Source organism: Janthinobacterium sp. FT14W (assembly GCF_009208755.1).
GTDB lineage: Bacteria > Pseudomonadota > Gammaproteobacteria > Burkholderiales > Burkholderiaceae_D > Janthinobacterium > Janthinobacterium violaceinigrum.
The window spans coordinates 183,641-208,414 of record NZ_WFLL01000001.1; the positions used below are offsets into that span (position 1 = coordinate 183,641).

Genomic DNA, 24,774 nt, shown 5'->3' on the forward strand with positions numbered 1-24,774 from the left:
GCTTACCATGCCGCAGGCCCGCGGACCTTATTTGGGCGCAGTCGGGCGGCGCTTTTTTGGCGCCGTCCGACAGGCAGGAGGAAGGATCAGGATACTTGTTTTGCCGGCACCACCAGGCGCGCGCTGGCCGCCACCAGCAGCAGGGCGGCGCCCAGCATGGCGAAGGCGATGTTCAGGCTGGTGGCGTGGGCGACAAAGCCGATCACGGCCGGGCCGGCCAGGATGCCCGCATAGCCGATGGTGGTGATGGCCGCCACCGCCAGGCTGGCCGGCATGGCATGCTGGCTGCCTGCCGCCGTGAAGAGGATGGGCACGATATTGGCCGCGCCCAGGCCGATCAGCACGAAGCCAAGCATGGCCAGGCTGGCGTGCGGCGCCAGCACGGCCAGGAAGAAGCCCGCTGCTGCGCACAGGCCGCCAAAAGTAAGCACGCGCTTGCCGCCAAAGCGGCTGACCACCTTGTCGCCCGTGAAGCGGCCCAGCGTCATGGCGATGGCAAAGGCGGCGTAGCCGAGGCCGCCCTTGGTTTCCTCCACGCCGCGCGTGGTGGTGAGGAACAGGGCGCTCCAGTCGAGGATGGCGCCTTCGGCCAGGAAGACGATAAAGCACAACAGGCCGATGAAAATGACGGCGCCGTGCGGCATGACGAACAGCGGCGTCTTTTCGCCCGAACTGGACGCCGTCGGCAGCAGATGGCCTTGCGCCGCGCCCAGTACGCCGCACAGCAGCAGCATCACGACCACGCAGGACCAGGCCGGCGTCAGGCCCAGCCACAGCAGCAGGGCCATGCAGGCGGCGCCGGCAAAGCCGCCCACGCTGAACAGCGCATGAAAACCCGACATCATGGCGCCGCCATTGGCTTTTTCGATGATCACGGCCTGGATGTTGATGGCGACGTCAAACGTGCCCATGGCCGCGCCGAACACCAGCAGCACCAGGCCCAGCTGCAGCGGCGTGGCTGCCAGCGCCAGGCCGGGCAGGATGGCGGTCAGGAGCAGGCCGGCGCAGGAGATGACCTTGCGGCAGCCGAAGCGGGCCGCCAGCATGCCCGTAAACGGCATCGCGCACAGCGAGCCGGCACCCAGGCACAGCAGCAAAATGCCGAGGGTCGCCTCGTCCAGGCCCAGGCGCGACTTGGCGTAGGGAACCAGCGGGGCCCAGGCGGCCATGCCGAGGCCGGCAGCGAAGAAGACCAGGCGCGTGGCGCGTTGTTGCAGGGTACCGGTGAGTTGCATGGGGGAGCTTTTTAAGAGTCGGAGATGGATAAAGTCAGGCGCGGGCGCGCAAAACCTGCACGCCCTGCCGTTCAAAGGCGGCCGCATGGGCCGCATCGGCATCGGCTTCCAGCACCAGGTGCTGCAGCAAGCCCGTGGCCAGCACGCCGAATGGCGCGGCCGTGCCCAGCTTGTCGCTGGTAACGGCCACGACCACCGCCTTGCTGGCGCCGGCGATGCTGCGCTTGAATTCCGCCTCGTCGTAGTTGAACGCCGTCACGCCCGCCTCCGCATCGGCGCCGCAGGCGCCGAGGAAACACAGGTCGGGATGCATGCGCTCGACCGTGCGCAAGGCCTGGGGACCCAGGCTGGCGCCGGCACGGCGGTCGACCCTGCCGCCAGCCATGATCAGCTCGATTTCCGGGCGTTCCATCAGCAGCATGGCGATGGACGGGGCGTTGGTGATGACAGTGAGCGCTAACTCGGGCAAGGCGCTGGCGATGGCCAGGTTGGTCGACCCCGCGTCGAGAAACAGCACCTGTCCCGCGCGCACGAGCGACACGGCGGCCTGCGCCAGGCGCGCCTTGCGTTCCGGCGCTTCCTGCTTGCGCTGGCTCAGGGTGCTGCCGGCGTCGGGCGCCAGCGGCAGGGCGCCGCCATACACGCGCTGGCACAGGCCGGCCGCCGCCATCTCGCGCAAGTCGCGCCGTATCGTGTCCTCCGACACGTCGAGCTGGCGCGCCAGGTCCAGCGCCAGCACGCGGCCGTCGGCCTGTAATTGTTGCTGGATCAGCGCATGGCGTTGTTTGAGAAGCAAGGTGGCGGACATGGAGTTATCTTGAAACGTGCAGGAATGTGCATGAATATATGCAAACGTGCAGCCAGAGTCAAGCCGGATGTCATTTTCGGACTGGCATTGTCAGAAATGCATAATTTCTGTTAGTGCTGTAAAAAATAGACCGGATAAAGGAACAGCATGCAGTCACGTACCTCGTTGCTGGCCACCCTGCTGGGCCTTGCCATGCTGTTGGAATACAAGCACAAGCGCCTGCGCGATGCGGAGGACGTATCGGCAGCCGCCGAAGACGGCCGCTAGAGGGAGAAGGCTGGCGCCGGCGTTCAGGGCGCCGTCAGCCGTTCCAGCTCTGCCAGCCAGCCGATGGCATGTTCGCGGCTGCTGCCGCACATGTCCTCGGACGGCTGCAAGCCGCCGCAAAATGCGGGCCGCTCCGGCTTGCCAAAGATCAGGCAGCGGTTGTCGTCGGCCAGCTGCACGCAGCGCACGCCTGCCGGTTTTCCATCCGGCATGCCGGGAATCGGGCTGGTGATGGACGGTGCGGTGCAGCAGGCGCCGCAGGATGGGCGGCATGCCAGGGTAGCGGCGGGGGACGGCATGGCGGTGGGCTGGAAAAGGATCAGGGGCCGACAGTATAGCAAGCCGGCCCCCGCGCGTTGCGGGCAGCGCGCCTAGCGCACGATGCTGACGCGCTTGCCCGACAGGGTGCGGCGGGCAGGATCGCCATGCACGGTGATGCGGCCGGAACCGCTGGCGCGGGCGTTGACTTCATTTTGTACGGTGACATCGATGTCGCCGGAACCGTTGCTTGCCAGATAGGCGACGTCGCTGCGCAGGGCGGCCAGGTTGATGTCACCGGAGCCATTCACGTTGGCGTCGAGGCGCTGCACGGCGCCGCTGGCGCTGATGTTGCCCGAGCCGTTGACCGCCACGTTGATGCGTTCGCCGCGCACGCTGCCCACCTGGATGCTGCCCGAGCCGTTCTGCACCGCGTCCGTGTTGCCGCTGACGAGGGCCGCCGCGTTGATGCTGCCCGAGCCGTTGTTGGCCACGTCGAAGCGTCCGACAGTGCCCGACAGTTCGCTCTTCATCGAACCGCGCTGTTCCAGGCTGAAATCCTCGCCATTGAAACCGCTGGCCACCAGGCGGCCGGAGCCGGAAATATTGATCTTCCTCAATTGCGGCGTCGTATAGATGACGTGGATGCCATTGCTGCTGCGAATGTTCGCATCGCTCCAGATGCGCAGGGTATTGCCGCTTACTTCGCTGTGGATGCGCGGCTGCAGATTGCTGTCCGCTTCGATCACCAGCGATGTTGCCGGGCCGACCCGCACGTCGATCTTCATATCGATGCGCTTCATGCTGTCGATGTCGAGCGCGGTGATGGTACTGACCTGGCGCACGTCGCGGCTCACTTGCTCGTTGCCCTGGATGGCATTGCCGCCCGAGTCGGCATAGCGTCCTTCGCTATCGTTGGGGTTGATGACGATGGCGCAACCGCCAAGGGCAACGGCACAGCACAGGGCCAGCAAGGTACGCATGGTGTTTCCTTTATGATTGTTTTAGTTCGGGACAAGAAAAAAGCCGGCTGCCGCGCCGCGGCTGCCGTGCTGTCGATGACAAGATAGCAAAGCGGCGAAGTGGCCTGAATGGAAATGCGACGAACTGCGTAAAACACGGAATGAACTGCATTTTGCCCCGCCCGGGGCCGCGCCTGGAATGGGCGCTGGCGCGTCGGGGCCCGGATAAGCTCGTCGTCCGTGTGCAGCGCATCGGTGGGCAGTCCCTGGCGCGATGCTGCATGCAGGCGTAGCGCTCCGTCATCGGGCAGGCTGACGCGTTGGTATACTATGAACCGTATGTGTGCCGGTGCAAGATTGCATGAATTAGGTGTTTGAAATCCGGCATGCCCTCATGCAGTTTGCCGCACCGGGAGCTGGCTGGGGGCCGCTACGCGGATGGCCCCGGTGCTGAGGGTACAATGCCTGTGTTGTACGGCAACATGTCCAGCATTGCGCCGGCGGCCAGCGCTTGACCTGACCTGTAGACAGGTCTACTATTAATGACTCAAAAGTAAGTTACTTGGAATGATACATGCAAGCCCCGATTGATACGAAGCCCCGCTGGGAGCGGCGCAAGGATGCCCGCCCGCAGGAGTTGCTCGCCGCCGCCCTCGACCTGTTTGTCGAACGGGGTTTCGCGTCGACGCGCCTGGAGGATGTGGCCAAGCGGGCCGGCGTGTCGAAAGGCACCCTGTACCTGTACTTTGAGAATAAACAAGAGCTGTTCAAGGCCGTGGTGCGCGACAATATCGTGCAATCGATCGGCGAGGCGGAAGACAGCATGGCCGCCTCGGAGAGCAGCAGCGCCGAGTTGTTGCGCAAGGTGATGATGCAGTGGTGGGAAGAATTCGGCGCTACCAAGCTGGCCGGCTTGACCAAGCTGATGCTGGCTGAAGCGAACAATTTCCCCGAACTGGCGCAGTTTTACAACGAAGAGGTGGTCGCGCGTGGCAATGCGCTGGTCGTCACCCTGCTGGAACGGGGCATGCAGCGGGGCGAATTCCGCCAGGTCGATCCCGTGCTGGTCAGCACCATCCTCAGCGCGCCCGTCACCATGCTCATGATGTGGACGCATTCCTTCCTGCCGTGCGAGGTCAAGAATATCGATCCGCTGGCCTACATGGATGCGTTTATCGACATGAGCTTGCGCAGCCTGCAGGTGGAGGCGCCCGGGAAAAGCTGATGCGCGGGCCCGGCCAATACCGTTCAGTTGCCCCTTTTCCAAGGTTCGCCCCCCCAAATCTGCAGATCGTCGCAAATTTCCTCCATTCCCCGCCTTTATGGTTAACATGTGCTTTCAGCCAGTTCAACGATAAAATGGCGGATTATTACTTCACTTACCGAGTCCAAAGATGAATATCGAACAAGCCCGCTTCAATATGATCGAACAGCAGATCCGTCCATGGGACGTACTGGATATCGACGTGCTGGAGCTGTTGAACGTGGTCAAACGTGAAGATTTCGTGCCGGCCGCCTATAAAAACCTGGCCTTCGTCGATACCGAAATCCCACTGGGCGGTGGCGAATGCATGCTGACGCCGAAGCTGGAAGCGCGCATCTTGCAAGACGTAGCCGTCAAGAAGCATGAAAATGTGCTGGAAATCGGCACCGGCAGCGGCTACATGGCCGCTTTGCTGGCGCACAAGGCGCGTCACGTGACGAGCGTGGAAATCGTTCCCCAATTGAAAGCGCTGGCCGAGCAGAACCTGGCCGCCAACGGCGTGACGAACGTGACCGTGGAACTGGGCGATGGCGCCCAGGGCTGGAGCAAGGGTGCGCCGTACGACGTGATCGTCGTCTCCGGTGCCCTGGCCGTGTTGCCGGAAGCGCTGTTGCAGCAGGTGAAAGTCGGCGGCCGCATCCTGGCCATCATCGGCGAAGCGCCGATCATGTCGGCGCATCTGATCACGCGCAGCTCGGACAAGGCTTACGACACGCGCAAGCTGTTTGAAACCAATGTCACGCCGCTGCAAGCCGTGGCACCGTCGCATTTCCAGTTCTGAGGCGACCGATTCGATGGAGCATTTGAGTGCACCGCAGCTGGCCGCCTGGCTGGCTGACCCTTCCCGCCCCCGTCCGTTCCTGCTGGACGTGCGGGAACAGTGGGAGTTCGACCTGTGCCACCTCGAGGGTGCCACCTTGATGCAGATGAACTCGATTCCTGCGCGCATCGATGACCTCGATGAAGACGCCGAGATCGTCTGCATCTGCCATCACGGCGCGCGCAGCATGCAAGTGGCGGCCTTCCTGGAGCGCAATGGCTTTGGCAAGATCAGTAATTTGACGGGCGGCGTGCATGCCTGGGCGCTGCAAGTCGACAGCGCAATGCCTAAATACTAAGTTATTTTGCAGTAGATGCACCCAGGCATGTTTTCCTGCATGCCTGCGGAGGCCTGTACCCCGCTCATCCGGCGGGCGCAAGGCAAGCGGTAGCAGATTTTTGATTCCATCAACTTTTGACGACTCCAACGGAGAAATGCAATGCGGAAACCCCTTATCGCCGTGCTGATGACCAGCGCCTTTGTCTCGATGACATGCTCGCTGCAAGCGCAGGCGGCCGATCTCATCCAGGTGTACCAGCAGGCGCTGGCCAATGACGCGCAGTATGCCAGCGCGCGCGCGGCCCTGTCGGCCGGGATGGAGCGGGTTCCGCAGGGATTGGCCGGCTTGCTGCCGCAAGTGTCCGCTTCGGGCAGCAATACGCGTGGTAATCAGGAACAGATCGTCCAGAACAATGGCGGCAACAAGATCACCTCGCCGTCCGTGAATGTGCGCACGAATGCCTACAACCTGACCCTGGCGCAACCGCTGTTCCGCTGGGATCGCTGGGAAACCTATCAGCAAAGCAAGCTGGCGCAGGCGATTGCCGAAGCGCAATTTGCACAGGTGCAGCAAGACCTGATCACGCGCGTGGCACAGGCGTATTTCGACGTGCTGAGCGCGCAGGACAACCTGGGCGCCACGCAGGCGCAAAAAGTCGCCACGACGGAGCAGCTGGCATCGGCCAAGCGCAACTTCGAAGTCGGCACGCAAACGATTACCGACACGCATGAAGCGCAGGCGGCGTACGACCTGGTGGTGGCGCAGGAATTTGCCGCCATCAATGACCTGGCGAACAAGCGCAGCGCGCTGCAAACCATCATCGGCGAAGCGCCAACCTCGCTGGCGCCCATGCGCACGGGCGTGGTTCTCAGCGCGCCGGAACCGGCTGCCGTCGAGCCGTGGGTGGCATCGGCCGAAGAGCAGAACTATGGCGTCGTCACGTCGCAGTTCAATGTGGAATCGGCCAAGCGCGACATCGGCCGCAACCGCGCCGGCCATTATCCGACCCTGGACCTGATCGCCAACGCGGGCCATACCTATTCTTCCGGCGGCGGCAATGGCAACGGCAGCAACAACAATGCCATCGGCGTGCAGTGGAGCATTCCGATTTTCAGCGGCTTTGCCGTCACCAGCAAGGTGCGCGAATCGATCGCGCTGGAAAACAAGGCCCGCAACGACCTGGAAACGGCGCGCCGCACGGCAGCGCAAGGCGCGCGCCAGGCTTTCCTGGGCGTCAACAGCGGCCTGGCGCAAGTCAAGGCGCTGGAAGCGGCGGAAGTGTCGAGCAAGTCGGCGCTGGAATCGAACCAGCTCGGCTATCAAGTGGGCGTGCGCATCAATATCGACGTCTTGAATGCGCAGAAACAATTGTTCTCGACGCAAAAAGACCTGTCGAAAGCGCGCTACGACACCATCATGAACGGCTTGCGCCTGAAGTCGGCGGCCGGTACCTTGAAGGAAACGGACTTGATGCCCGTCAACGCCTTGCTGGAAAAATAATCCGGTACTCGCCAGACCAAAACCAGCACCGGCGACGGCGCTGGTTTTTTTTCGTCCCGCGCAGGATCACGCTGCGCGGCCGTTGGCAACTTGCGTGAGCACGACGCCGGCGACTACCAGGCCCGCGCCTGCCCAGTGCAATGGAGAAATATGCTTGACGGCAAAGCCTAGCAAGCCGTAGCGGTCGATGGCCAGCGCGGCCAGCATTTGCCCGCCGATGACGGCCGCCATGAAGGGGCCGGAACCCATGCGCGGCGCCAGCATCAGCGCGGCCGTAATATAAAACACGCCGGCCGCGCCGCCCAGCCAGGACCAGCCCGGTCCGCGCACGGCGAGGTGGACATCGGGCGCCGGCACGCGCCAGACCAGCATCAGCAGCGACGCAAGCACGGCACTGACGGCCAGCGAAGCCAGCGTGGCCCACAACGGGTGGCCCAGGTTGCGGCCCAGCGCAGCATTCGCGCCCGCCTGGAACGGGACGACGGCACCCGCCAGCATGGCCAGCGGGGCAAACAGGGTAATCCATCCATGCATGTTTGACTCCATCACTTTGAATTGACGGGGTCATCGTATTATGCTGTCATGATTAAATCCAATTCGTACTTTATCATTCAACTATGCAGCAAATGAATAATCTGCGCGCCGTCGACTTGAACCTGCTGGTGATCCTGGAAGCGCTGCTCAGCGAACGCCATCTGTCGCGCGCGGCGGAACGCTTGCACATGAGCCAGCCTGCCGTCAGCCATGCGCTGGCACGCTTGCGCCACTTGCTGGGCGATCCGCTGCTGCTGCGCGGCAAGGGGGGCTTCCAGCCCACGGCGCGCGCGCTGGAATTGGCGCGGCCCCTGGCCGAAGCCCTGCAAAGCGTGCGTTCCGTGCTCGGTGGCGCCGTTTTCGAGGCGGCCACGGCGCAGCGCGTATTTCGCCTGGCCATGTCCGATTACGGCGCGGCGTTGATCCTGCCTGCCTTGCTGCGCCGCTTGCGCATGGAGGCGCCCGGCATCGACGTGGCCGTCAGTTACGCCAGCCGTCCTGCCGTGGTGGCTGGCGTGCAGGATGGCGACATCGACGTGGCGCTGGGCGTGTTCCCGCAACTGCCCGAACAGTTGCACAGGGAAACCTTGTTTGAGGAAATGTTCGTCTGCGCGCTGGACCCGGCCAGCCTGGCCGCCGGCGAAACATTGAGCCTGGACACGTATCTGGCGCGCCCCCATGTGCTGGTGGCGTCCAGCGAAGGGGGCATGGCCGCCGAAGTCGACGCGGCGCTGGCCCAGCTGGGCCTGGCGCGCCGCATCGCCGTGCGCGTGCCGTACTGGACGGTCGCACCGGACGTGCTGATGGGAACGGATTTGATCTTGACGGTGGCCCGGCGCGCCTTGCGCGGCAGCGCGGCGCAGGGGCTGGCACGGCATGCCGCGCCATTTGCCATCGCACCGTTTGCGTTTGAAGCGATACGGCACCGCCGCACGGACGGCGATGCGGGGATTGCCTGGCTGCGCGCGGCCATCGCCACGGCCGCGGAGCCAGGCTGACGTCTTACAGCCCGCCGCCCTGGCCGTCGAACTTGCGCTCGATCAATTCGATCTTGTAGCCGTCCGGATCGGTGATGAAGGCGATGACCGTGTTGCCGCCCTTCACGGGGCCCGGTTCGCGCGTGACGTTGCCGCCATTTGCGCGCGCCGCATCGCACGCGGCGACGATATCGTCGGCCGAGATGGCGATGTGGCCGTAGGCCGTGCCCAGCTCGTAGCTGGTGGTGCCATAGTTATACGTCAGTTCCAGTTCCGCATGGTCGGGGTTCGATCCATAGCCGACGAAGGCCAGGGTGTACTGGTATTCGGGGTTGTCGCTGGTGCGCAGCAGTTTCATGCCCAGGACCCTGGTGTAAAAATCGATGGAGCGCTGCAGGTCGCCGACCCGTAACATGGTGTGCAAAATACGCATCGTAAATCCTTGATGATGATAGGGGAATGGCAGGATTTTATGCGTTTTACGGCTTTCGTGCCGAGACCGCTCCAGCCGCCCGCCGGCGCAGGGGCGGCGGACGGTGGCGTCGATGCGCCCGGATTTATTCCAGATGGGCGTCCAGGGTAATTTCCGTGGCCAGCAACTTGGAGACTGGGCAGCCGAGCTTGGCGCGCAGGGCCGCATCCTGGAACGCTTCGTCGGTGGCGCCGGGAATGCTGGCCACCAGGGTCAGGTGCACGGCCGTGATGGCATAGCTGCCACCGATCTTTTCCAGGCTGACATCGGCCGTGGTTTTTAGGGCCGTGGCGCGCAGGCCCGCCTCGCCCAGCTGGCCGGACAGGGCCATCGTGAAGCAGGCGGCATGGGCCGCGCCGATCAGTTCTTCGGGATTGCTGCCGGGACCGTCTTCGAAGCGCGTGTTGAAGCCGTAGGGCACATTGTCGAGCGCGCCGCTTTGGGTCGAAATAAACCCTTTGCCATCGTTAAGGCCGCCACTCCAGACGGCTGATCCTGTTTTTTTCATGATGTACTCCTTGCGTGGTTCGAGCATCCATCATGCGCGTGCCCCCTTTGCACTTCCGTTCGTTGCGTCACACTGCGGGAGCATGCGCGGCCCACGACAGTTCGATTCAGCGCGCCTTCTTTGGTTCCAGTTCTGCGTCGGGGCGGGCCTGCTGCGGCGCGGCAGGCTTGACCTTTTCCACGCCAGGCTGGGCGTGCCGGTCCGTATCGACCAGGCCCCGTTCCAGGTCGCTGGCCGCCTGCCGCATGATGTTGCGCGGGCGCACGTTCTGCGCATCGGGCGATGCATCGCGCTCGTGCGGCAGGCGGTCAACGCCGTCATTGCCGACCTTTTCATCGGTATTGATCTTGCGCTCGCTTGGCTGGCTAGCCATATGGCCTCCTGACAGTAAAAATGACGTGCAACCAGTGTCCTGCCGCGCGGGGCCGCCCGCAAGCGGATTGGTTCACGCTGGGAGCGCTGGCGCACGCATGGACGATTCTTTTTCTGCGCTACACTGCGTGCAACACCGAGAACGCCCCTTGCAGGCACACGGCAGCCGCACTATACTGTGCATATATACAGTATCATGCGATGGCGGCGTGCGACGCGACAGCCTGGGGCGGCTTGCCACTGAATTTATTTTCCGAGACTCTTATGCCCGTCGATACACATGCCGAACAGCCAGCCGCGACCTTGCCAGCCCCGGGCGAGCGCTTCAACCTGGGCGCCAAGACCATCGCCCTGGTCGTGCGCCAGAATACGGATGGCATTGCCGAGCCCGTTAAAAGCATCGTGGATTTCCTGCAAGTGCTGGGCCACACGGTCGTCTTTGAAGCGGAGACGGCAGCGCACCTGAACCTGGCGTTTCCCGGCGTGCGCGCCATGTCGCCGGCCGAGATCGGCGCCGCTGCCGATTGCGCCATCGTCATGGGCGGCGACGGCACCATGCTGGGCATTGCGCGCCAGCTGGCGCCATTCGACGTGCCCTTGATCGGTATCAATCAAGGGCGCTTGGGTTTCATGACGGATATCCCGCTCGAGCGCATGCTGCCCGTGCTGGCGCAAATTCTCGGCGGCCGTTTCAAGGCCGAACGCCGCACCTTGCTCGAAGGTAGCGTGCTGCGCGACGGTGAGTCGATTCACGTGGGCATGGCCGTCAACGATGTCGTCGTCTCGCGCGGCGGCGGTGCCGGCATGGCGGAATTGCGCGTCGAGGTTGACGGTCACTTCATGTACAACCAGCGCTCTGACGGACTGATCATCGCCACGCCCACGGGCTCGACCGCCTATGCGCTGTCGGCCGGCGGCCCCCTGCTGCACCCGACCCTGGGCGGCATCGTGCTCGTGCCGATTGCCCCGCACGCGTTGTCGAACCGTCCCATCGTCCTGCCCGATTCCAGCCAGATCGTCGTGGAAATCGTGCGCGGGCGCGATATCAGCGTCAATTTCGACATGCAGACTTTTGCCAGCCTGGTGCAGCAAGACCGCATCCTCATCCGCCGTTCGCCGCACACGATTACCTTCCTGCATCCGGAAGGGTGGAGTTACTACAACACCCTGCGTGAAAAATTGCACTGGAATGAGTATCCGTCGGGCGAGGGCAAGCTCAGCTAACATTTTCTCCACGTTCACCCGCGGTTCGCCGCCTAACCACAGAAGCCATGCTCCATACACTGTCCATTCGCGATTTTGTCATTGTCGATACCATTGAACTGGAATTTTCCGCCGGCTTCAGCGTGCTGACGGGCGAGACGGGCGCCGGCAAGTCCATCCTCATCGATGCGCTCACCCTGGCGCTGGGCGGGCGCGGCGATGCCAGCGTGGTGCGCGAAGGCGCGGCCAAGGCCGACATCACGGCCGATTTCTCCGTCAGCGAGGTGGCGCAGGCGTGGCTGGCGGCCAACGAATTCGCCGACGACGATGGCGGCGCCCTGTTGCGCCGCGTCATCGACAATGCGGGCCGTTCGAAGGCGTACATCAACGGCATCCCCGCCACGGCCGCGCAGCTGCGCGAACTGGGCGACATGCTGGTCGACATCCACGGCCAGCACGCGCACCAGTCCTTGCTGAAGAGCGAAGCGCAGCGCGCCCTGCTCGACGGCCAGGCGACGGCGCGCGAAGCGGGCGCGGAGCAGGATGCGCGGCAGGTGGCGGCGCTGCACAAGCGCTGGCGCGCCCTCGTGCGCCAGCGCGAAGAATTCGAAACGAATGCCGCCAACGTGCTGTACGAGCGCGAACGCCTGGAATGGCAAGTGGGCGAACTGGAAAAACTGGCCGCCAAGCCCGGCGAGTGGACGGACATCACGAACGAGCACAGCCGGCTGTCGCATGCGGCCAGCCTGCTGGAGGGGGCGCAGGAAGCCCTGTCGATCATTTCCGAGCAGGAAGACCATCCCATCGTGTCGCAACTGTCGGCGCTGAACCAGAAGCTGGGCAAGCTGGTATCCGTCGATGCGGAATTGCAGCCGATTGTCGACCTGATCGACTCGTCGCGCATCCAGCTGCAGGAATCCGTGTATGCGCTGAACAATTACCTGGACCGCGTGGAGCTGGACCCGGAACGCCTGCACCAGCTCGACGCGCGCATGGAAGCCATGCACAGCACGGCCCGCAAATTCCGCGTCACGCCCGAAGAATTGCCCGACGAGCACGCCAAGCTGTCGGAAAAGCTGCAGCACCTGGCCGACGCTTCCGATATCGAAGGCTTGCTGCGCCAGGAAGCGAAGATCGAGGCCGAATACCGCGCCGTGGCCGAGCGCCTGTCCGCCACGCGCCGCGCCGCCGCACTGGAGCTGGGGCAGGCCGTCACGCGTGCCATGCAGGAACTGAGCATGACGGGCGGCAGTTTCGAGATTGCCCTCAATCCCTGCGAACCGGCCGCCCACGGCCTCGAACAGGTCGAGTTCCTCGTCGCCGGCCATGCGGGCACGGCGCCCCGCTCGCTGGCAAAAGTGGCGTCCGGCGGCGAGCTGGCGCGCATCGCGCTGGCCATCTCCGTCATCACCTCGCACGCCACCACCACGCCCACCCTGATCTTCGACGAGGTCGACAGCGGCATCGGCGGCGCCGTCGCCGAAGTGGTGGGGCGCTTGCTGAAACGCCTGGGACAGGGGCGGCAAGTGCTGTGCGTGACCCACTTGCCGCAAGTGGCCAGCCAGGCGAATCAGCATTTCCAGGTGGCAAAAAGCACCCTGGACAACGGCAAGACGGCCTCGCGCATCGACATGCTCGATGCCAAGGCCAGGGTGGAAGAAGTGGCGCGCATGCTGGGCGGCCTGGAAATCACGGCCACCACGCGCAAGCATGCGCGCGAATTGCTGGCGATTTAAACGCAGGCTTAAATCCGGGGTCAGACCCCCGGATGCGTTAGCGCTGAGCTTGGCGTTAGCGGCATTGAGGGTCTGACCCCAGTGCCTCGCTATTAACTCAATGCAACTATAATAAGTGGCTATCCATCCAACGCCTTCAAAGAGCCTTCATGTCATTTCAAACAGAACCGCCGTACACGCATGGCAGCATCGACCGCAGCGCCGTGGTGCTGGTCAACCTGGGCACGCCCGATGCGCCCACGTCGTCGGCCGTGCGGCGCTACCTGAAGCAATTCCTGTCGGACCCGCGCGTGGTGGAAATTCCCCGCGCCGTCTGGTGGTGCATTTTGAACCTGATCATCCTGCCATTCCGCTCGGGCCAGTCGGCCAAGAAATATGCGTCGATCTGGACGCGCGAAGGCTCGCCCCTGAAAGTGCACACGCAAAAGCAGGCGAAACTGCTGGCGGGCGCCTTGGCCGAACGGGGCCACGACGGCGTCACGGTGGCCATGGCCATGCGCTACGGTTCGCCTTCCTTGCCCGAGGTACTGGCCACCTTGAAAAGCGAAGGCTGCGAGCGCATCGCCATCCTGCCCGCCTATCCGCAATATTCGGGCACGACGACAGGTTCCATCTACGATGCCGTGTTTGCCCATTACGCCACGGTGCGCAATGTGCCGGAATTGCGTTTTATTAAGCAGTACCACGAGCACGACACGTATATCGATGCCTTGCGCGATTCCGTGCTGAACCACTGGGAAGCGCATGGCCGTCCGGATAAACTGGTGATGAGCTTTCATGGCGTGCCCAAGCGCACCTTGCTGCTGGGCGACCCGTATCACTGCCAATGCCTGAAAACGGCGCGCCTGCTGGCGGAAAAGTTGAAATTAACCAAAGAGCAATATGTGGTGACCTTCCAGTCGCGCTTTGGCAAGGCCGAGTGGCTGCAGCCGTACACGGCGCCCACCCTGGTGGCGCTGGCGCAACAGGGTATCAAGCGCGTCGACCTGCTGTGCCCGGGCTTTACCAGCGATTGCCTGGAAACCCTGGAAGAGATCGCCATGGAAGCCAAGCATGATTTCGAAACGGCCGGCGGCCAGCAGTTTCATTACATCGCTTGCTTGAATGAAACGCCGGCCTGGATCGCGGGACTGGCAGAAATCGCCGAGCAACACATGATCGGCTGGCCGACGATGAAGACGGCGGCGCAGCGCGAGGGCGACAGGAAAGCGGGCGAGCAGGCGCGCGCGGCGGCCCTGGCGCTGGGCGGCGCGAACTGAAATAATTATTTTTATGCAATAAAAAGCCGCGCTTGCGCGGCTTTGTCATGTTTGGCGTGGCCACGGAACTATCCAGATAGCAACGCTGCCAGTGGCGATGGCGGCGGCGGGGCTGGTAGAATGCCCGCTTTGCCGTGGGAAGCCAGGAAAATCAAGGGGGGTGCGCACGGATCGCTGCCCGAAACGGGAAGCGCTTTGTAATAAGCTGTAACATGGAACGAGGTAATCCCCGGTTTTGCCATGAATACCCCTTGAAACAATAGGATATAGCCCCATCTGCCCGTTAGTGTTGTAAAGATTTTAGACTAACTCATTTAAGTCATTGATTGTAGGAGCTTTCTAGATGCAAGATCAGGAAAACCAAGCTGTACCTAATCCGCAAGCGGACGCCGCGGCGACTGCCCCATCGACTCCCGCAGAGCCTACTTTGGAAGAGCAGCTGGCGAGTACCGAGGCGCGTCTTGCAGAGATGCACGATGCCTTCATGCGCGCCAAGGCCGATGGCGAAAACATTCGCCGCCGTGCGCAGGAAGATGTTGCTAAAGCGCATAAATTCGCAGTGGAAAGCTTTGCCGAAGCCATGGTGCCGGTGAAAGACAGCCTGGAAACGGCGCTGACGGTGGAAGCACCGACCGTCGAGTCGCTGAAAGAAGGCGTCGAGATGACCCTGAAGCAATTGAACGCTGCGTTCGAGCGCAACCGCCTGGTGGAAGTCTTGCCAGTGCAGGGCGAGAAACTCGATCCGATGAAACACCAGGCCGTTGCCGTGGTGCCAGCGGACCAGGAAGCCAATACCATCGTGTCAGTCCTGCAAAAGGGCTATATGATTGCGGACCGCCTGCTGCGTCCAGCCATTGTAACGACCGCGCAAGCAAAATAATCAGAGGGCGGCATCAAGCAAGCCTTGAAACCATGCCGCTTTGCCACATATAAGAACCATCTGAAATCTAGCAAATAAAAGGAAAAAAATCATGGGTAGAATTATCGGTATCGATCTGGGAACCACGAATTCCTGCGTTTCCATCATGGAAAACGGTCAACCAAAGGTAATCGAAAACGCTGAAGGCGCACGCACGACGCCGTCGATTATTGCTTATCAAGAAGATGGCGAAATTCTCGTCGGCGCGCCGGCGAAACGCCAGGCCGTGACCAATCCGAAAAACACGCTGTTCGCAGTGAAGCGTCTGATCGGTCGCAAGTTCGACGAAAAAGAAGTGCAAAAAGACATCGCGCTGATGCCGTACCAAATCATGAAAGCCGACAACGGCGATGCATGGATCGGCGTACGCGACAAAAAACTGGCGCCGCCGCAAATTTCGGCTGAAGTGCTGCGCAAGATGAAGAAAACGGCAGAAGACTACCTCGGTGAAGAAGTCACCGAAGCCGTTATCACCGTGCCTGCGTACTTCAACGACTCGCAGCGTCAAGCCACCAAGGATGCCGGCCGTATCGCTGGCCTGGACGTCAAGCGCATCATCAACGAGCCAACCGCGGCAGCGCTGGCGTTCGGCCTGGACAAGGCTGAAAAAGGCGACCGTAAAATCGCCGTGTACGACTTGGGTGGCGGTACGTTCGACGTGTCGATCATCGAAATCGCGGATGTTGATGGCGAGAAACAATTTGAAGTGCTGTCGACCAACGGCGACACCTTCCTGGGCGGCGAAGACTTTGACCAGCGCGTCATCGATTACATCATCGACGAGTTCAAGAAGATCAACGGCATCGATCTGAAAAAAGATCCGATCGCTCTGCAGCGCATCAAGGCTTCGGCCGAGCGCGCGAAGATCGAGCTGTCGTCGTCGCAACAAACCGAGATCAACGAACCGTACATCGCCATGGCGAACGGCGCACCGGTCCACTTGAACCTGAAGATGACCCGCGCCAAGCTGGAGTCGCTGGTGGAAGAGCTGATCACGGCAACGATGGAACCTTGCCGCACCGCTATCAAAGATGCGGGCGTCAAAGTGTCGGACATCGATGACATCATCCTGGTCGGCGGTATGACCCGTATGCCGAAGGTGCAGGAAAAAGTGAAGGAATTCTTCGGCAAGGAGCCACGCAAGGACGTGAACCCGGACGAAGCCGTCGCCGTGGGCGCCGCGATCCAGGGTTCGGTCCTGTCGGGCGAACGCAAGGACTTGCTGTTGCTGGACGTTACTCCTCTGTCCCTGGGTATCGAAACCCTGGGCGGCGTGATGACCAAGATGATCCACAAAAACACGACGATTCCGACCAAGTTCAGCCAGGTCTTCTCGACGGCCGACGACAACCAGCCTGCGGTGACCATCAAGGTCTTCCAGGGTGAGCGCGAAATCGCCGCCGGCAACAAGGGCCTGGGCGAATTCAATCTGGAAGGCATCCCGCCAGCAGCACGCGGTACGCCACAGATCGAAGTGACCTTCGACATCGACGCCAACGGCATCTTGCATGTCGGCGCGAAAGACAAGGCCACCGGCAAGGAAAACAAGATCACGATCAAGGCCAATTCCGGCTTGACCGAGGCGGAAATCCAGAAGATGGTGAAAGACGCCGAATTGAACGCGGAAGAAGACAAGAAGGTCAAAGAATTGGCCGAGTCGCGCAACCAGGCCGATGCTCTGGTACACTCGACCCGGAAATCCTTGACCGAATACGGCGACAAGCTGGACGCGGGCGAGAAAGAGAAGATCGAAGCGGCGATCACCGACCTGGAAGCAAGCATCAAGGCGGGCGACAAGGCTGAGATCGACGCCAAGGTGGAAGCACTGTCGAGCGCATCGCAGAAACTGGGCGAAAAAATGTATGCCGACATGCAAGCGCAGCAAGCTGCCGGCGGCGCGGAAGGTGCACAGCAAGCTGCTGGCGCATCCGATGCAGGCGCCAAGCAAGACGACGTTGTCGACGCTGACTTCAAAGAAGTCAAAGACAGCAAGTAATTGTCTTGCGCTCCCATGAACTGGGGGCAGCCGGGCTGAACGCTACATCGCGGGATTAGCCGCGAAGACCGGCCGAGCCGAGTCGCTGCGCCTAGCGCAGCACTCGACTCGGCTTTTTCGTGTAATTTTTACATCAGTAGATAGACTGCAAGGTGCCGACAACATGGCAAAGCGTGATTTTTACGAGACACTCGGTGTCGCAAAAAATGCTTCGGAAGAAGAGATCAAAAAGTCTTACCGTAAACTGGCGATGAAATACCATCCGGACCGCAATCCGGATAGCAAGGAATCGGAAGAAAAGTTTAAGGAAGTCAAAGAAGCCTACGAGATGCTGACCAATCCGGAAAAGCGCGATGCGTATGACCGCTACGGTCACGCGGGCGTGGACCCGAACATGGGCGGCGGAGGCGGCTTCGGCGGCGGTGCTGGCGGCTTTGCCGACAGCTTCGGCGATATCTTCGGCGACATCTTTGGCGGCGGCGGTGGACGCAGCCGCAATGCGGGTCCACAGGTGTACCGTGGCGCTGACTTGCGCTACAACCTGGAAATTACACTGGAGCAAGCTGCTCACGGCTTCGACACGACCATCCGCGTGCCGAGCTGGGACAAGTGCGACACTTGCCACGGCAGCGGCGCCAAGCCGGGCACCTCGCCCACCACTTGCGGTACTTGCGGTGGCCACGGCCAGGTGCGCATGCAGCAAGGTTTCTTCAGCATCCAGCAAACCTGCCCGAAATGCCATGGCAGCGGCAAGGTCATTACGGACCCGTGCACGCCATGCGGCGGCGCCGGTCGCATCAAGCGCAACAAGACCCTGGAAGTGAAAATTCCAGTCGGTATCGACAACGGCATGCGTATCCGTTCGTCCGGCAACGGCGAACCGGGCACGAATGGCGGTCCGTCGGGCGACCTGTATGTGGAAATCCACATCAAGCCGCACGCCGTGTTCCAGCGCGAAGGCGACGACCTGCATTGCGAAATGCCGATCTCGTTTGCCAAGGCGGCTTTGGGCGGCGAAATCGAAGTGCCTACCCTGAACGGCAAGGTGTCGTTCACGATTCCTGAAGGCACCCAGTCGGGCAAGACCTTCCGCCTGAAAGGCAAGGGCATCAAGGGCGTGCGCTCCGGTTACGCGGGCGACCTGTTCTGCCACGTGGCCATTGAAACACCCGTGAAACTGACGGAAAAACAGAAAGACCTGCTGCGCGACTTTGAAAAGTCGACGACCGAGGGCGGTGCCAAGCACAGTCCGCAAAGCAAGACCTGGAAAGACAAGGTCAAGGATTTTTTTGAGTAAGCACACGTAAGACCATGCGCCGGGATGCTCACACATCCCGGCGTTTTTTTACCCAGGTTGACTGGCATCTGCGCGCATCGCACGCTAACGCAGGCGATCGGCGCGCTGCTCAACCGAACTCACAGAATGGGAGCGATATGACCGAACAGAAAAGCGGCCTGGCCCTGGCGGAACTGCTGCAGCGTAACCGCCGCTGGGCCGACTCGATGGTGGCGAAAGACCCGAATTTCTTCAAAAACCTGGAAGCGCAGACCTCGCCCGAATACCTGTGGATCGGCTGTTCCGACAGCCGCGTTCCCGCCAACGAACTGCTGGGCATGGCGCCTGGCGACGTGTTCGTGCACCGCAATATCGCCAATGTGGTCGTGCATTCCGACCTCAATTGCCTGTCCGTCCTGCAATTTGCCGTGGACGTGCTGAAAGTCAAACACATCATCATCGTCGGCCATTACGGCTGCAAGGGCGTACACGCGGCCATGACGGGCACGCGCATCGGCCTGGTCGACAACTGGCTGCGCCACGTGCAGGACGTGGGCCAGAAGCACGAGCGCTACCTGGGCGACGTGCTGACCAGCCGCCAGCGCGGCGACCGCCTGTGCGAGCTGAACGTGGTGGAACAGGTCTTGAACGTGTGCCAGACCACCATCGTGCAGGATGCGTGGGAACGGGGCCAGGAACTCAGCGTCCATGGCTGGGTCTATGGCTTGAAGGATGGCTTGCTGAACGACCTGGAAGTGACCGTCACGGCTGGCCATGAGCTGGCGCCGCGCATGGCGGCCCGCCTGGCCCGCTACGAAGCAACGGCGTAAGCAACGCCGGCGCAGCGCTTACGGCGCGGCGCCGGCGAGGCGGGCCAGGTAATCGGCCGCCTCTTGTACTCCCTCCTGCGCCGCCTGGCGCAGCCAGGTCCTGGCCTGGGAAAGATCCTGGGGCGTGCCCCGGCCTTCGGCCAGCGCCACGCCATAGTGGTAGCGGGCCAGCCGCGCATAGGCGGCATCGTCGTTGGTGTGGGCGCCGCGCCGCATCAGCGCCGTCGCCTGCACCAGGTCCTTGGGCACGCCCACGCCCGTTTCATACAGCTGGGCCAGCCAAATCATCGAATACACATCGTTCCAGCGCCGGATGCAGTCTTCAAAGATGGCGACGGCCGCCGCATGGTCGCCCGTCTTGTCGGCCGCATAGCCGTACAAGCACTTGATGCGCTTGTCGCTGCGCACATAGGCTTTGTAGCTGAGGTCGCCTTCATCCTGGCTATCCTGGGCATGGACGGGAACGGCGAACAGCAAGGCGAGCAGCAGGGCGTAGGGGGACATGGTTTTCCTGGGAATCGGTTGAAGCTTGGTAGGCAAGCAAGTTGCGTGCTAGCGCAGTCCAGGAGCGATCGATGCGGGAACGTGCCGCCGCTGTGCCAATTCGGGACAGCGGCTGTTGCGGCGCGGCGCAACGCGCCCCGCATATCCATATAGTAAATGCTTCGTTTGCAGGCAGGGCCGGCCGGCATACAGTGGACTTCCCCTGACTATTTGCGGATTCTTATGTCGGCCGTCCTGAAACCCGTGCTTTCCAGCAGCCACTTCCGTATCGAAACTTTCGATGCGCCGCTCGGCGCGCAAGTGCTGGGACTGGACTTGTCGCAGCCGCTGTCGCTGGGCGACTTCCAGCGCCTGCACCACGCTCACCTCGACCATCACGTGCTGGTCTTCCGCGACCAGCGCATCACGCCGCAGCAGCAGGTGGATTTCAGCCGCCGCTTCGGTCCCCTGCAAATCCACGTGCTGCGCCAGTTCCAGCTGCCCGCGCAACCGGAAGTGCTGATCATCTCCAACATCGTCGAGGATGGCCAGCCCATCGGCCTGGGCGATGCGGGCCATTTCTGGCATTCGGACCTGTCGAACAAGGAAGTGCCCAGCCTCGGCTCCATGCTGCACGCGCAAGAGTTGCCGGACGAGGGCGGCGATACCGTGTTTGCCAACATGCACCTGGCGTGGGAAAGCTTGCCGGCCGCGCTGCGCCACGCCGTGCGCGGTGCCCGTGCCGAACACAGCTACTTGAGCCAGTATGAGGAATTGCGCCGCCGCAACCCATGGCGGCCCGCCCTGACGCAGGCGCAGATCGAGGAAGTCAAACCCGTGACGCACCCGGTGGTGCGCGTGCACCCGGAAACGGGACGCCGCACCCTGTTTGTCAGCGAACATTTCACCACACGCATCGTCGGCTTGCCCGACGATGAAAGCCGCGCCCTGCTCGACGAGCTGTTCGCCCACAGCGTGCGCCCCGAGCACCTGTATGTGCACCGCTGGCAGCCGCATGACCTGGTGTTCTGGGACAACCGTTCCCTGATGCACCTGGCCACCGGTTGCCCGCCCGACCAGCGCCGCAAACTCTACCGCACCACCATCGAAGGCGATGCGCCGTACTGATTTTTCCCCGTAGCCTGACCCAAGGAGTGTCCATGTTGCAGATCTCTACCTTTCCCCGTCGCCTGCTCGCCGCCTTCGTCCTGCTGTGCATGGCGATGCCCATGGCCCGGGCCGAAGGACAGATCCGCATCGCGGGCCAGCACGGCATCACCTTCTTGCTGCTCAATATTGCGCAGGAACAGAAACTGATCGAAAAGCATGGCAAGCAGCAGGGCGTGGACGTCAAAGTCGAATGGATTACCCTGTCCGGCGGCCCTGCCATCAATGACGCTTTGTTGTCCGGCAATATCGATATCGCGGGCGCGGGCCTGGGGCCGTTGTTGACGATCTGGGACCGCACGAAAGGCCGGCAGAATGTGCGCGGCGTGGCGTCGCTGGGCAATTTTCCCTACTATTTGATCAGCAACAATCCCAAGGTGAAAACCCTGGCAGACTTGACGGACAAGGACCGCATCGCCTTGCCCGCCGTGTCCGTCTCCGTCCAGGCGAGGATATTGCAGATGGCGGTGGCGAAACAGTGGGGCGACAAGGAATTCGCCCGTCTCGATAAAATCACGCAAACCCTGCCGCACCCGGACGCGGCGGCCGCCATCATCGCCGGCGGCACGGAGCTGACTGGCCACTTCGGCAATTCGCCGTTCCAGGAACAGGAGCTGGCGCACAACCCGAACGCCCATATCCTCCTGAATTCGTATGACGTGCAGGGCGGGCCCAGCTCGTCGACCTTGCTGTATGCGACGGAAAAATACCGCAAGGACAATCCCAAGACTTACCGCGCCTTCATCGCCGCACTGGCGGAAGCGGCGCAGTATGCGAGCAGCAATCCGCAGGGAGCGGTCGACATCTATATCAAGGTAAACAAGAGCAAGGTGGAGCGTAACCTGCTGCTGAAAATCTTTGCCAACCCGCAAGTGCAGTTCAAGATCGCGCCGCAAAATACCTATGGCCTGGCGCAATTTCTGCACCGCGTGAACGCCATCCGCAACTTGCCCGACAGCTGGCGCGATTATTTCTTTGACGACCCTGCCATCACGCAAGGAGGCTGACGTGAACGCACCCGCCTTTCATTTGGTGCGCCCGCCCGTGGCGGTGGCGCCCTTGCTCAGCGTCAGGAATGTCAGCCTGGAATACCGGACCGAACAGCGCACCGTGCGCGCCACGCACGACGTCAGTTTCGACGTGTTCCGGGGCGACCGGTTCGTGCTGCTGGGACCGTCCGGCTGCGGCAAGTCGTCCCTGTTGAAAGCCGTGGCCGGTTTCATTGCGCCGCGCGCGGGCAGCATCGCCATGCAGGAAAAAGTCATCACGAAGCCGGGGCCGGACAGGGTCGTCGTGTTCCAGGAATTCGACCAGTTGCCGCCCTGGAAAACCGTGCTGGAAAATGTCATGTTCCCCTTGCTTGCCAGCAAGCGGCTGGACAAGGTGGCGGCCCGCGAGCGTGCCCATCACTGGATCGCCAAGGTGGGCCTGGCCGGTTTTGAAGATGCCCATCCGCATACTTTGTCGGGCGGCATGAAGCAGCGGGTGGCCATCGCGCGCGCGCTGGCCATGCAGCCGGAAGTGCTGCTGATGGATGAACCGTTTGCCGCCCTCGACGCCCTCACGCGGCGCAAGATGCAGGAAGAGCTGAGCCGCCTGTGGGAAGAGCTGCGTTTTACGCTCGTGTTCGTCACGCATTCGATCGAGGAAGCCTTGGTGGTGGGCAACCGCATCCTGCTGCTGTCGCCCCATCCGGGCCGCGTGCGCGCCGAGCTGAACAGCCATCAGTTCGGCTTGCACAGCGGGGGCAGCGCGGAATTCCAGGCCGCCAGCAGGCGCATCCACGGTCTGCTGTTCGATGAGGATGTTGTTAGCGTCCAGCAAGCGGAGCAGCCGCAGCGGGAGGCCGTATGAGCGCGCTGCTGGAACCGCCGATCCGCCAGGAGTTCGTGTACGCGGCGCCGCCGCCGGCCGGCGTGGCCGCCGAGCGGCCGCTGTCGCGCTGGCAGCGCCTGGGCCAGCATGCGCTGTGGCGCAAGGCCTTCATTTTGCTTAGCCTCGCTTTGCTGTGGGAGGGTGCGGCGCGCTGGACGCACAACGATTTATTGTTGCCCAGTTTTCTGCAGACGGCGCAGGCGTTCATCGGCGGCATCGCCAGCGGCGAATTGCTCACGCGTACGGCCGCGTCCCTCGTGGTGTTGCTGCAAGGCTATGCGGTGGGCGTGCTGGCCGCCTTCGTGCTGACCCTGTTGGCCGTGTCCAGCCGCATCGGACGCGACGTGCTGGAAACCCTGACGGCCATGCTCAATCCCTTGCCGGCCATCGCCCTGCTGCCGCTGGCCTTGCTGTGGTTCGGCCTGGGACGCGCCAGCCTGATCTTCGTCATCGTCCATTCCGTGATGTGGCCGCTGGCCTTGAATACGTATGCGGGCTTCCAGGGCGTGCCCGAGACCCTGCGCATGGCGGGCCGCAACTACGGGCTGAGCGGCTTGCGCCTGGTGCTGCACATCCTCGTGCCGGGCGCCTTGCCGTCCATCGTCTCGGGCCTCAAGATTGGCTGGGCGTTTGCCTGGCGCACCCTGATCGCGGCCGAACTGGTATTTGGCACCACGTCGGGCCAGGGCGGCCTGGGCTGGTACATTTTCCAGAACCGCAACGAGCTCTACACGGACAAGGTGTTTGCGGGCCTGGCAGCCGTCATCGTCATCGGTCTGCTGGTGGAAAACATCGGTTTTCGCAGCCTGGAACGCGTCACCCTGAAACGCTGGGGCATGCAGCGATAGTTACTTGACAGTTACTTCAGCATGCTGCGCGCCGCCGCGACGATTTGCCGCGACAGCTGTTCCAGGCGCGGCGACTGTACTTTCCACGTGTGCCAGTACAGGGCCACGTCGGCCGGGGTCTTGGGCGTGAGCATTTCCACCAGTTCGCCGTCCGCGTTCGCCTTGAGCAGCAATTCCGGCACCATGCCGTAGCCCAGGCCGTAGCGGATGGCGTTGAAGTGCGAGGTGGCGCCCGGCACGTAATGGCAGGGGTAGGCGCCTTCGGGCAAGCCCAGCGCCTCCTGCAGGTACGACGACTGCAGGGTGTCCTTGCGCGTGTAGGCGACGACGGGCGCCGTGCGCGCCGCCTTGCGCGTCAGGCCATGCGCGAACCACTGCTGGCGGAACGCGGGCGTGGCCACCAGCCAGTAGCGCATCACGCCCAGCGGCTCGGCCGTGCAGCCGCGCATGGGTTTCGCTTCCGTGCTGATGCAGCCGATGGCCATGCCCGTCTCCAGCAAGGTATAGGTGTGGTCCTGGTCTTCCACGGTCAGGTCCAGCAGCACGCGCTCGCGTATCAGCACTTCGGACAGGGCAGGGAAGAACCACGTGCCCATCGAGTCGGCGTTCAGCGCCAGCACCAGGGTCAGCGGGGCATCCTGCTGCACCGCCAGTTCCGCCTGCAAGTCCGCTTCCAGCAGCTTGGCCCGCTTCAGATACTGCATCAGCCGCTGGCCCATGCGCGTGGCGCGCGCGGGACGGCTGCGCACGATCAAGGCATTGCCCAGCTGGCTTTCCAGCGCCCGCACGCGCTGCGAAATGGCGGGCGACGTCAGGTGCAGCTGCAGCGCCGCCTGTTCGAAACTGCCCGTTTCGACGACGGCGCGGAACGCTTCCGTGTGCTTGGGATTCAGGTTCATGGTACGTGCCTAACATAAGAAAAATT

General features: G+C 62.5%; 26 protein-coding genes. 16 read left to right on the forward strand and 10 right to left on the reverse strand.

Translation table 11 applies throughout. The annotated features are described in order from the left end of the window. Positions 1-86 precede the first annotated feature (86 nt). The 4 genes from GCN74_RS00795 to GCN74_RS00810 all read right to left on the reverse strand — a co-directional run bounded on the left by GCN74_RS00795 (position 87) and on the right by GCN74_RS00810 (position 3,551). Positions 87-1,235: an MFS transporter gene (locus tag GCN74_RS00795; RefSeq protein WP_152254887.1), complete on the reverse strand. Its 1,149-nt coding sequence runs from the start codon at positions 1,233-1,235 to the stop codon at positions 87-89. A gap of 34 nt (positions 1,236-1,269) precedes the next feature. After that, positions 1,270-2,043, reverse strand: coding sequence for a DeoR/GlpR family DNA-binding transcription regulator (locus GCN74_RS00800; RefSeq protein WP_152254888.1), 774 nt, complete (start codon positions 2,041-2,043; stop codon positions 1,270-1,272). Between the two features lie 290 nt (positions 2,044-2,333). Continuing rightward, on the reverse strand, positions 2,334-2,609 hold the full coding sequence (locus GCN74_RS00805; RefSeq protein WP_152254889.1) for a YkgJ family cysteine cluster protein: 276 nt from the start codon (positions 2,607-2,609) through the stop codon (positions 2,334-2,336). A gap of 72 nt (positions 2,610-2,681) precedes the next feature. Further along, complete coding sequence (locus GCN74_RS00810) at positions 2,682-3,551, reverse strand: head GIN domain-containing protein (RefSeq protein WP_152254890.1); 870 nt, start codon at positions 3,549-3,551, stop codon at positions 2,682-2,684. 553 nt (positions 3,552-4,104) lie between these two features. Between GCN74_RS00810 and GCN74_RS00815 the strand changes: the two genes are divergently transcribed. From GCN74_RS00815 to GCN74_RS00830, 4 genes are all read left to right on the forward strand, one after another. Further along, on the forward strand, positions 4,105-4,755 hold the full coding sequence (locus GCN74_RS00815; RefSeq protein ID WP_152254891.1) for a TetR/AcrR family transcriptional regulator: 651 nt from the start codon (positions 4,105-4,107) through the stop codon (positions 4,753-4,755). 169 nt (positions 4,756-4,924) lie between these two features. Continuing rightward, positions 4,925-5,575 carry a protein-L-isoaspartate O-methyltransferase family protein gene (locus GCN74_RS00820; RefSeq protein WP_152254892.1) on the forward strand — a complete coding sequence of 217 codons (651 nt, stop codon included), beginning with the start codon at positions 4,925-4,927 and terminating at the stop codon, positions 5,573-5,575. Positions 5,576-5,588: 13 nt separating this feature from the next. Then, on the forward strand, positions 5,589-5,912 hold the full coding sequence (locus GCN74_RS00825) for a rhodanese-like domain-containing protein (RefSeq protein ID WP_152254893.1): 324 nt from the start codon (positions 5,589-5,591) through the stop codon (positions 5,910-5,912). A gap of 141 nt (positions 5,913-6,053) precedes the next feature. Next, positions 6,054-7,394, forward strand: a complete 1,341-nt coding sequence (locus GCN74_RS00830) for a TolC family outer membrane protein (RefSeq protein ID WP_152254894.1) — start codon at positions 6,054-6,056, stop codon at positions 7,392-7,394. A gap of 66 nt (positions 7,395-7,460) precedes the next feature. Here the strand turns inward: GCN74_RS00830 and GCN74_RS00835 are convergent, their stop codons facing one another. Next, positions 7,461-7,928, reverse strand: a complete 468-nt coding sequence (locus GCN74_RS00835; RefSeq protein WP_193316918.1) for a DMT family transporter — start codon at positions 7,926-7,928, stop codon at positions 7,461-7,463. 92 nt (positions 7,929-8,020) lie between these two features. Between GCN74_RS00835 and GCN74_RS00840 the strand changes: the two genes are divergently transcribed. Further along, a complete protein-coding gene (locus GCN74_RS00840) occupies positions 8,021-8,926 on the forward strand; it encodes a LysR substrate-binding domain-containing protein (protein WP_152254896.1) in 906 nt (301 codons plus the stop codon). A gap of 4 nt (positions 8,927-8,930) precedes the next feature. Here the strand turns inward: GCN74_RS00840 and gloA are convergent, their stop codons facing one another. The 3 genes from gloA to GCN74_RS00855 form a co-directional block, all read right to left on the reverse strand. Then, entirely contained in the window at positions 8,931-9,338 is a 408-nt protein-coding gene (gene gloA, locus GCN74_RS00845; RefSeq protein WP_100874647.1) for a lactoylglutathione lyase, read from the reverse strand. Between the two features lie 124 nt (positions 9,339-9,462). After that, complete coding sequence (locus GCN74_RS00850) at positions 9,463-9,885, reverse strand: OsmC family protein (protein WP_152254897.1); 423 nt, start codon at positions 9,883-9,885, stop codon at positions 9,463-9,465. Between the two features lie 106 nt (positions 9,886-9,991). Further along, positions 9,992-10,258, reverse strand: coding sequence for a hypothetical protein (locus GCN74_RS00855; RefSeq protein ID WP_152254898.1), 267 nt, complete (start codon positions 10,256-10,258; stop codon positions 9,992-9,994). 263 nt (positions 10,259-10,521) lie between these two features. Here GCN74_RS00855 and GCN74_RS00860 point away from each other — a divergent pair, with 263 nt between their 5' ends. The 7 genes from GCN74_RS00860 to can all read left to right on the forward strand — a co-directional run bounded on the left by GCN74_RS00860 (position 10,522) and on the right by can (position 19,476). Next, on the forward strand, positions 10,522-11,481 hold the full coding sequence (locus GCN74_RS00860) for an NAD kinase (protein WP_226938801.1): 960 nt from the start codon (positions 10,522-10,524) through the stop codon (positions 11,479-11,481). Between the two features lie 47 nt (positions 11,482-11,528). Further along, the gene (gene recN, locus GCN74_RS00865) at positions 11,529-13,196 is read left to right on the forward strand and encodes a DNA repair protein RecN (RefSeq protein ID WP_152254899.1); all 1,668 of its coding nucleotides are present in this window, start codon (positions 11,529-11,531) and stop codon (positions 13,194-13,196) included. 149 nt (positions 13,197-13,345) lie between these two features. Further along, complete coding sequence (hemH, locus tag GCN74_RS00870; protein WP_152254900.1) at positions 13,346-14,455, forward strand: ferrochelatase; 1,110 nt, start codon at positions 13,346-13,348, stop codon at positions 14,453-14,455. Between the two features lie 343 nt (positions 14,456-14,798). Further along, on the forward strand, positions 14,799-15,335 hold the full coding sequence (gene grpE, locus GCN74_RS00875) for a nucleotide exchange factor GrpE (RefSeq protein WP_152254901.1): 537 nt from the start codon (positions 14,799-14,801) through the stop codon (positions 15,333-15,335). A 91-nt stretch (positions 15,336-15,426) separates the two neighbouring features. Further along, positions 15,427-17,370, forward strand: coding sequence for a molecular chaperone DnaK (gene dnaK, locus GCN74_RS00880; protein WP_152254902.1), 1,944 nt, complete (start codon positions 15,427-15,429; stop codon positions 17,368-17,370). Between the two features lie 163 nt (positions 17,371-17,533). Next, complete coding sequence (dnaJ, locus tag GCN74_RS00885; protein ID WP_086147258.1) at positions 17,534-18,667, forward strand: molecular chaperone DnaJ; 1,134 nt, start codon at positions 17,534-17,536, stop codon at positions 18,665-18,667. 137 nt (positions 18,668-18,804) lie between these two features. Next, the gene (can, locus tag GCN74_RS00890) at positions 18,805-19,476 is read left to right on the forward strand and encodes a carbonate dehydratase (protein WP_152254903.1); all 672 of its coding nucleotides are present in this window, start codon (positions 18,805-18,807) and stop codon (positions 19,474-19,476) included. Between the two features lie 18 nt (positions 19,477-19,494). On the opposite strand, the gene GCN74_RS00895 is transcribed toward can, so the two are convergent. Continuing rightward, positions 19,495-19,980 carry a tetratricopeptide repeat protein gene (locus tag GCN74_RS00895; RefSeq protein WP_152254904.1) on the reverse strand — a complete coding sequence of 162 codons (486 nt, stop codon included), beginning with the start codon at positions 19,978-19,980 and terminating at the stop codon, positions 19,495-19,497. 222 nt (positions 19,981-20,202) lie between these two features. Here GCN74_RS00895 and GCN74_RS00900 point away from each other — a divergent pair, with 222 nt between their 5' ends. Genes GCN74_RS00900 through GCN74_RS00915 form a run of 4 tightly spaced genes read left to right on the forward strand, consistent with a single transcriptional unit; the run spans position 20,203 to position 23,849 of the window. Next, positions 20,203-21,087, forward strand: coding sequence for a TauD/TfdA dioxygenase family protein (locus GCN74_RS00900; RefSeq protein ID WP_152254905.1), 885 nt, complete (start codon positions 20,203-20,205; stop codon positions 21,085-21,087). A gap of 32 nt (positions 21,088-21,119) precedes the next feature. Then, complete coding sequence (locus GCN74_RS00905) at positions 21,120-22,133, forward strand: ABC transporter substrate-binding protein (protein WP_152254906.1); 1,014 nt, start codon at positions 21,120-21,122, stop codon at positions 22,131-22,133. A 1-nt stretch (position 22,134) separates the two neighbouring features. Beyond that, positions 22,135-22,980, forward strand: coding sequence for an ABC transporter ATP-binding protein (locus GCN74_RS00910; RefSeq protein WP_152254907.1), 846 nt, complete (start codon positions 22,135-22,137; stop codon positions 22,978-22,980). Further along, positions 22,977-23,849 carry an ABC transporter permease gene (locus GCN74_RS00915; RefSeq protein ID WP_152254908.1) on the forward strand — a complete coding sequence of 291 codons (873 nt, stop codon included), beginning with the start codon at positions 22,977-22,979 and terminating at the stop codon, positions 23,847-23,849. Before GCN74_RS00910 ends, GCN74_RS00915 begins: the two co-directional genes overlap by 4 nt. A gap of 11 nt (positions 23,850-23,860) precedes the next feature. Here GCN74_RS00915 and GCN74_RS00920 read toward each other — a convergent pair whose 3' ends face one another. Continuing rightward, positions 23,861-24,748, reverse strand: a complete 888-nt coding sequence (locus tag GCN74_RS00920; RefSeq protein ID WP_152254909.1) for an HTH-type transcriptional regulator ArgP — start codon at positions 24,746-24,748, stop codon at positions 23,861-23,863. Positions 24,749-24,774 lie beyond the last annotated feature (26 nt).

Coding starts and splice junctions, on each gene's coding strand:
- GCN74_RS00900 (WP_152254905.1), top strand. CDS start 20,203: ATGTCGGCCGTCCTGAAACCCGTGCTTTCCAGCAGCCACTTCCGTATC.
- GCN74_RS00800 (WP_152254888.1), bottom strand. CDS start 2,043: ATGTCCGCCACCTTGCTTCTCAAACAACGCCATGCGCTGATCCAGCAA.
- GCN74_RS00815 (WP_152254891.1), top strand. CDS start 4,105: ATGCAAGCCCCGATTGATACGAAGCCCCGCTGGGAGCGGCGCAAGGAT.
- can (WP_152254903.1), top strand. CDS start 18,805: ATGACCGAACAGAAAAGCGGCCTGGCCCTGGCGGAACTGCTGCAGCGT.
- GCN74_RS00905 (WP_152254906.1), top strand. CDS start 21,120: ATGTTGCAGATCTCTACCTTTCCCCGTCGCCTGCTCGCCGCCTTCGTC.
- dnaJ (WP_086147258.1), top strand. CDS start 17,534: ATGGCAAAGCGTGATTTTTACGAGACACTCGGTGTCGCAAAAAATGCT.
- GCN74_RS00835 (WP_193316918.1), bottom strand. CDS start 7,928: ATGCATGGATGGATTACCCTGTTTGCCCCGCTGGCCATGCTGGCGGGT.
- grpE (WP_152254901.1), top strand. CDS start 14,799: ATGCAAGATCAGGAAAACCAAGCTGTACCTAATCCGCAAGCGGACGCC.
- GCN74_RS00920 (WP_152254909.1), bottom strand. CDS start 24,748: ATGAACCTGAATCCCAAGCACACGGAAGCGTTCCGCGCCGTCGTCGAA.
- GCN74_RS00895 (WP_152254904.1), bottom strand. CDS start 19,980: ATGTCCCCCTACGCCCTGCTGCTCGCCTTGCTGTTCGCCGTTCCCGTC.
- GCN74_RS00825 (WP_152254893.1), top strand. CDS start 5,589: ATGGAGCATTTGAGTGCACCGCAGCTGGCCGCCTGGCTGGCTGACCCT.
- GCN74_RS00795 (WP_152254887.1), bottom strand. CDS start 1,235: ATGCAACTCACCGGTACCCTGCAACAACGCGCCACGCGCCTGGTCTTC.
- recN (WP_152254899.1), top strand. CDS start 11,529: ATGCTCCATACACTGTCCATTCGCGATTTTGTCATTGTCGATACCATT.
- GCN74_RS00915 (WP_152254908.1), top strand. CDS start 22,977: ATGAGCGCGCTGCTGGAACCGCCGATCCGCCAGGAGTTCGTGTACGCG.
- GCN74_RS00850 (WP_152254897.1), bottom strand. CDS start 9,885: ATGAAAAAAACAGGATCAGCCGTCTGGAGTGGCGGCCTTAACGATGGC.
- dnaK (WP_152254902.1), top strand. CDS start 15,427: ATGGGTAGAATTATCGGTATCGATCTGGGAACCACGAATTCCTGCGTT.
- GCN74_RS00830 (WP_152254894.1), top strand. CDS start 6,054: ATGCGGAAACCCCTTATCGCCGTGCTGATGACCAGCGCCTTTGTCTCG.
- GCN74_RS00840 (WP_152254896.1), top strand. CDS start 8,021: ATGAATAATCTGCGCGCCGTCGACTTGAACCTGCTGGTGATCCTGGAA.
- GCN74_RS00805 (WP_152254889.1), bottom strand. CDS start 2,609: ATGCCGTCCCCCGCCGCTACCCTGGCATGCCGCCCATCCTGCGGCGCC.
- gloA (WP_100874647.1), bottom strand. CDS start 9,338: ATGCGTATTTTGCACACCATGTTACGGGTCGGCGACCTGCAGCGCTCC.
- hemH (WP_152254900.1), top strand. CDS start 13,346: ATGTCATTTCAAACAGAACCGCCGTACACGCATGGCAGCATCGACCGC.
- GCN74_RS00855 (WP_152254898.1), bottom strand. CDS start 10,258: ATGGCTAGCCAGCCAAGCGAGCGCAAGATCAATACCGATGAAAAGGTC.
- GCN74_RS00860 (WP_226938801.1), top strand. CDS start 10,522: ATGCCCGTCGATACACATGCCGAACAGCCAGCCGCGACCTTGCCAGCC.
- GCN74_RS00810 (WP_152254890.1), bottom strand. CDS start 3,551: ATGCGTACCTTGCTGGCCCTGTGCTGTGCCGTTGCCCTTGGCGGTTGC.
- GCN74_RS00820 (WP_152254892.1), top strand. CDS start 4,925: ATGAATATCGAACAAGCCCGCTTCAATATGATCGAACAGCAGATCCGT.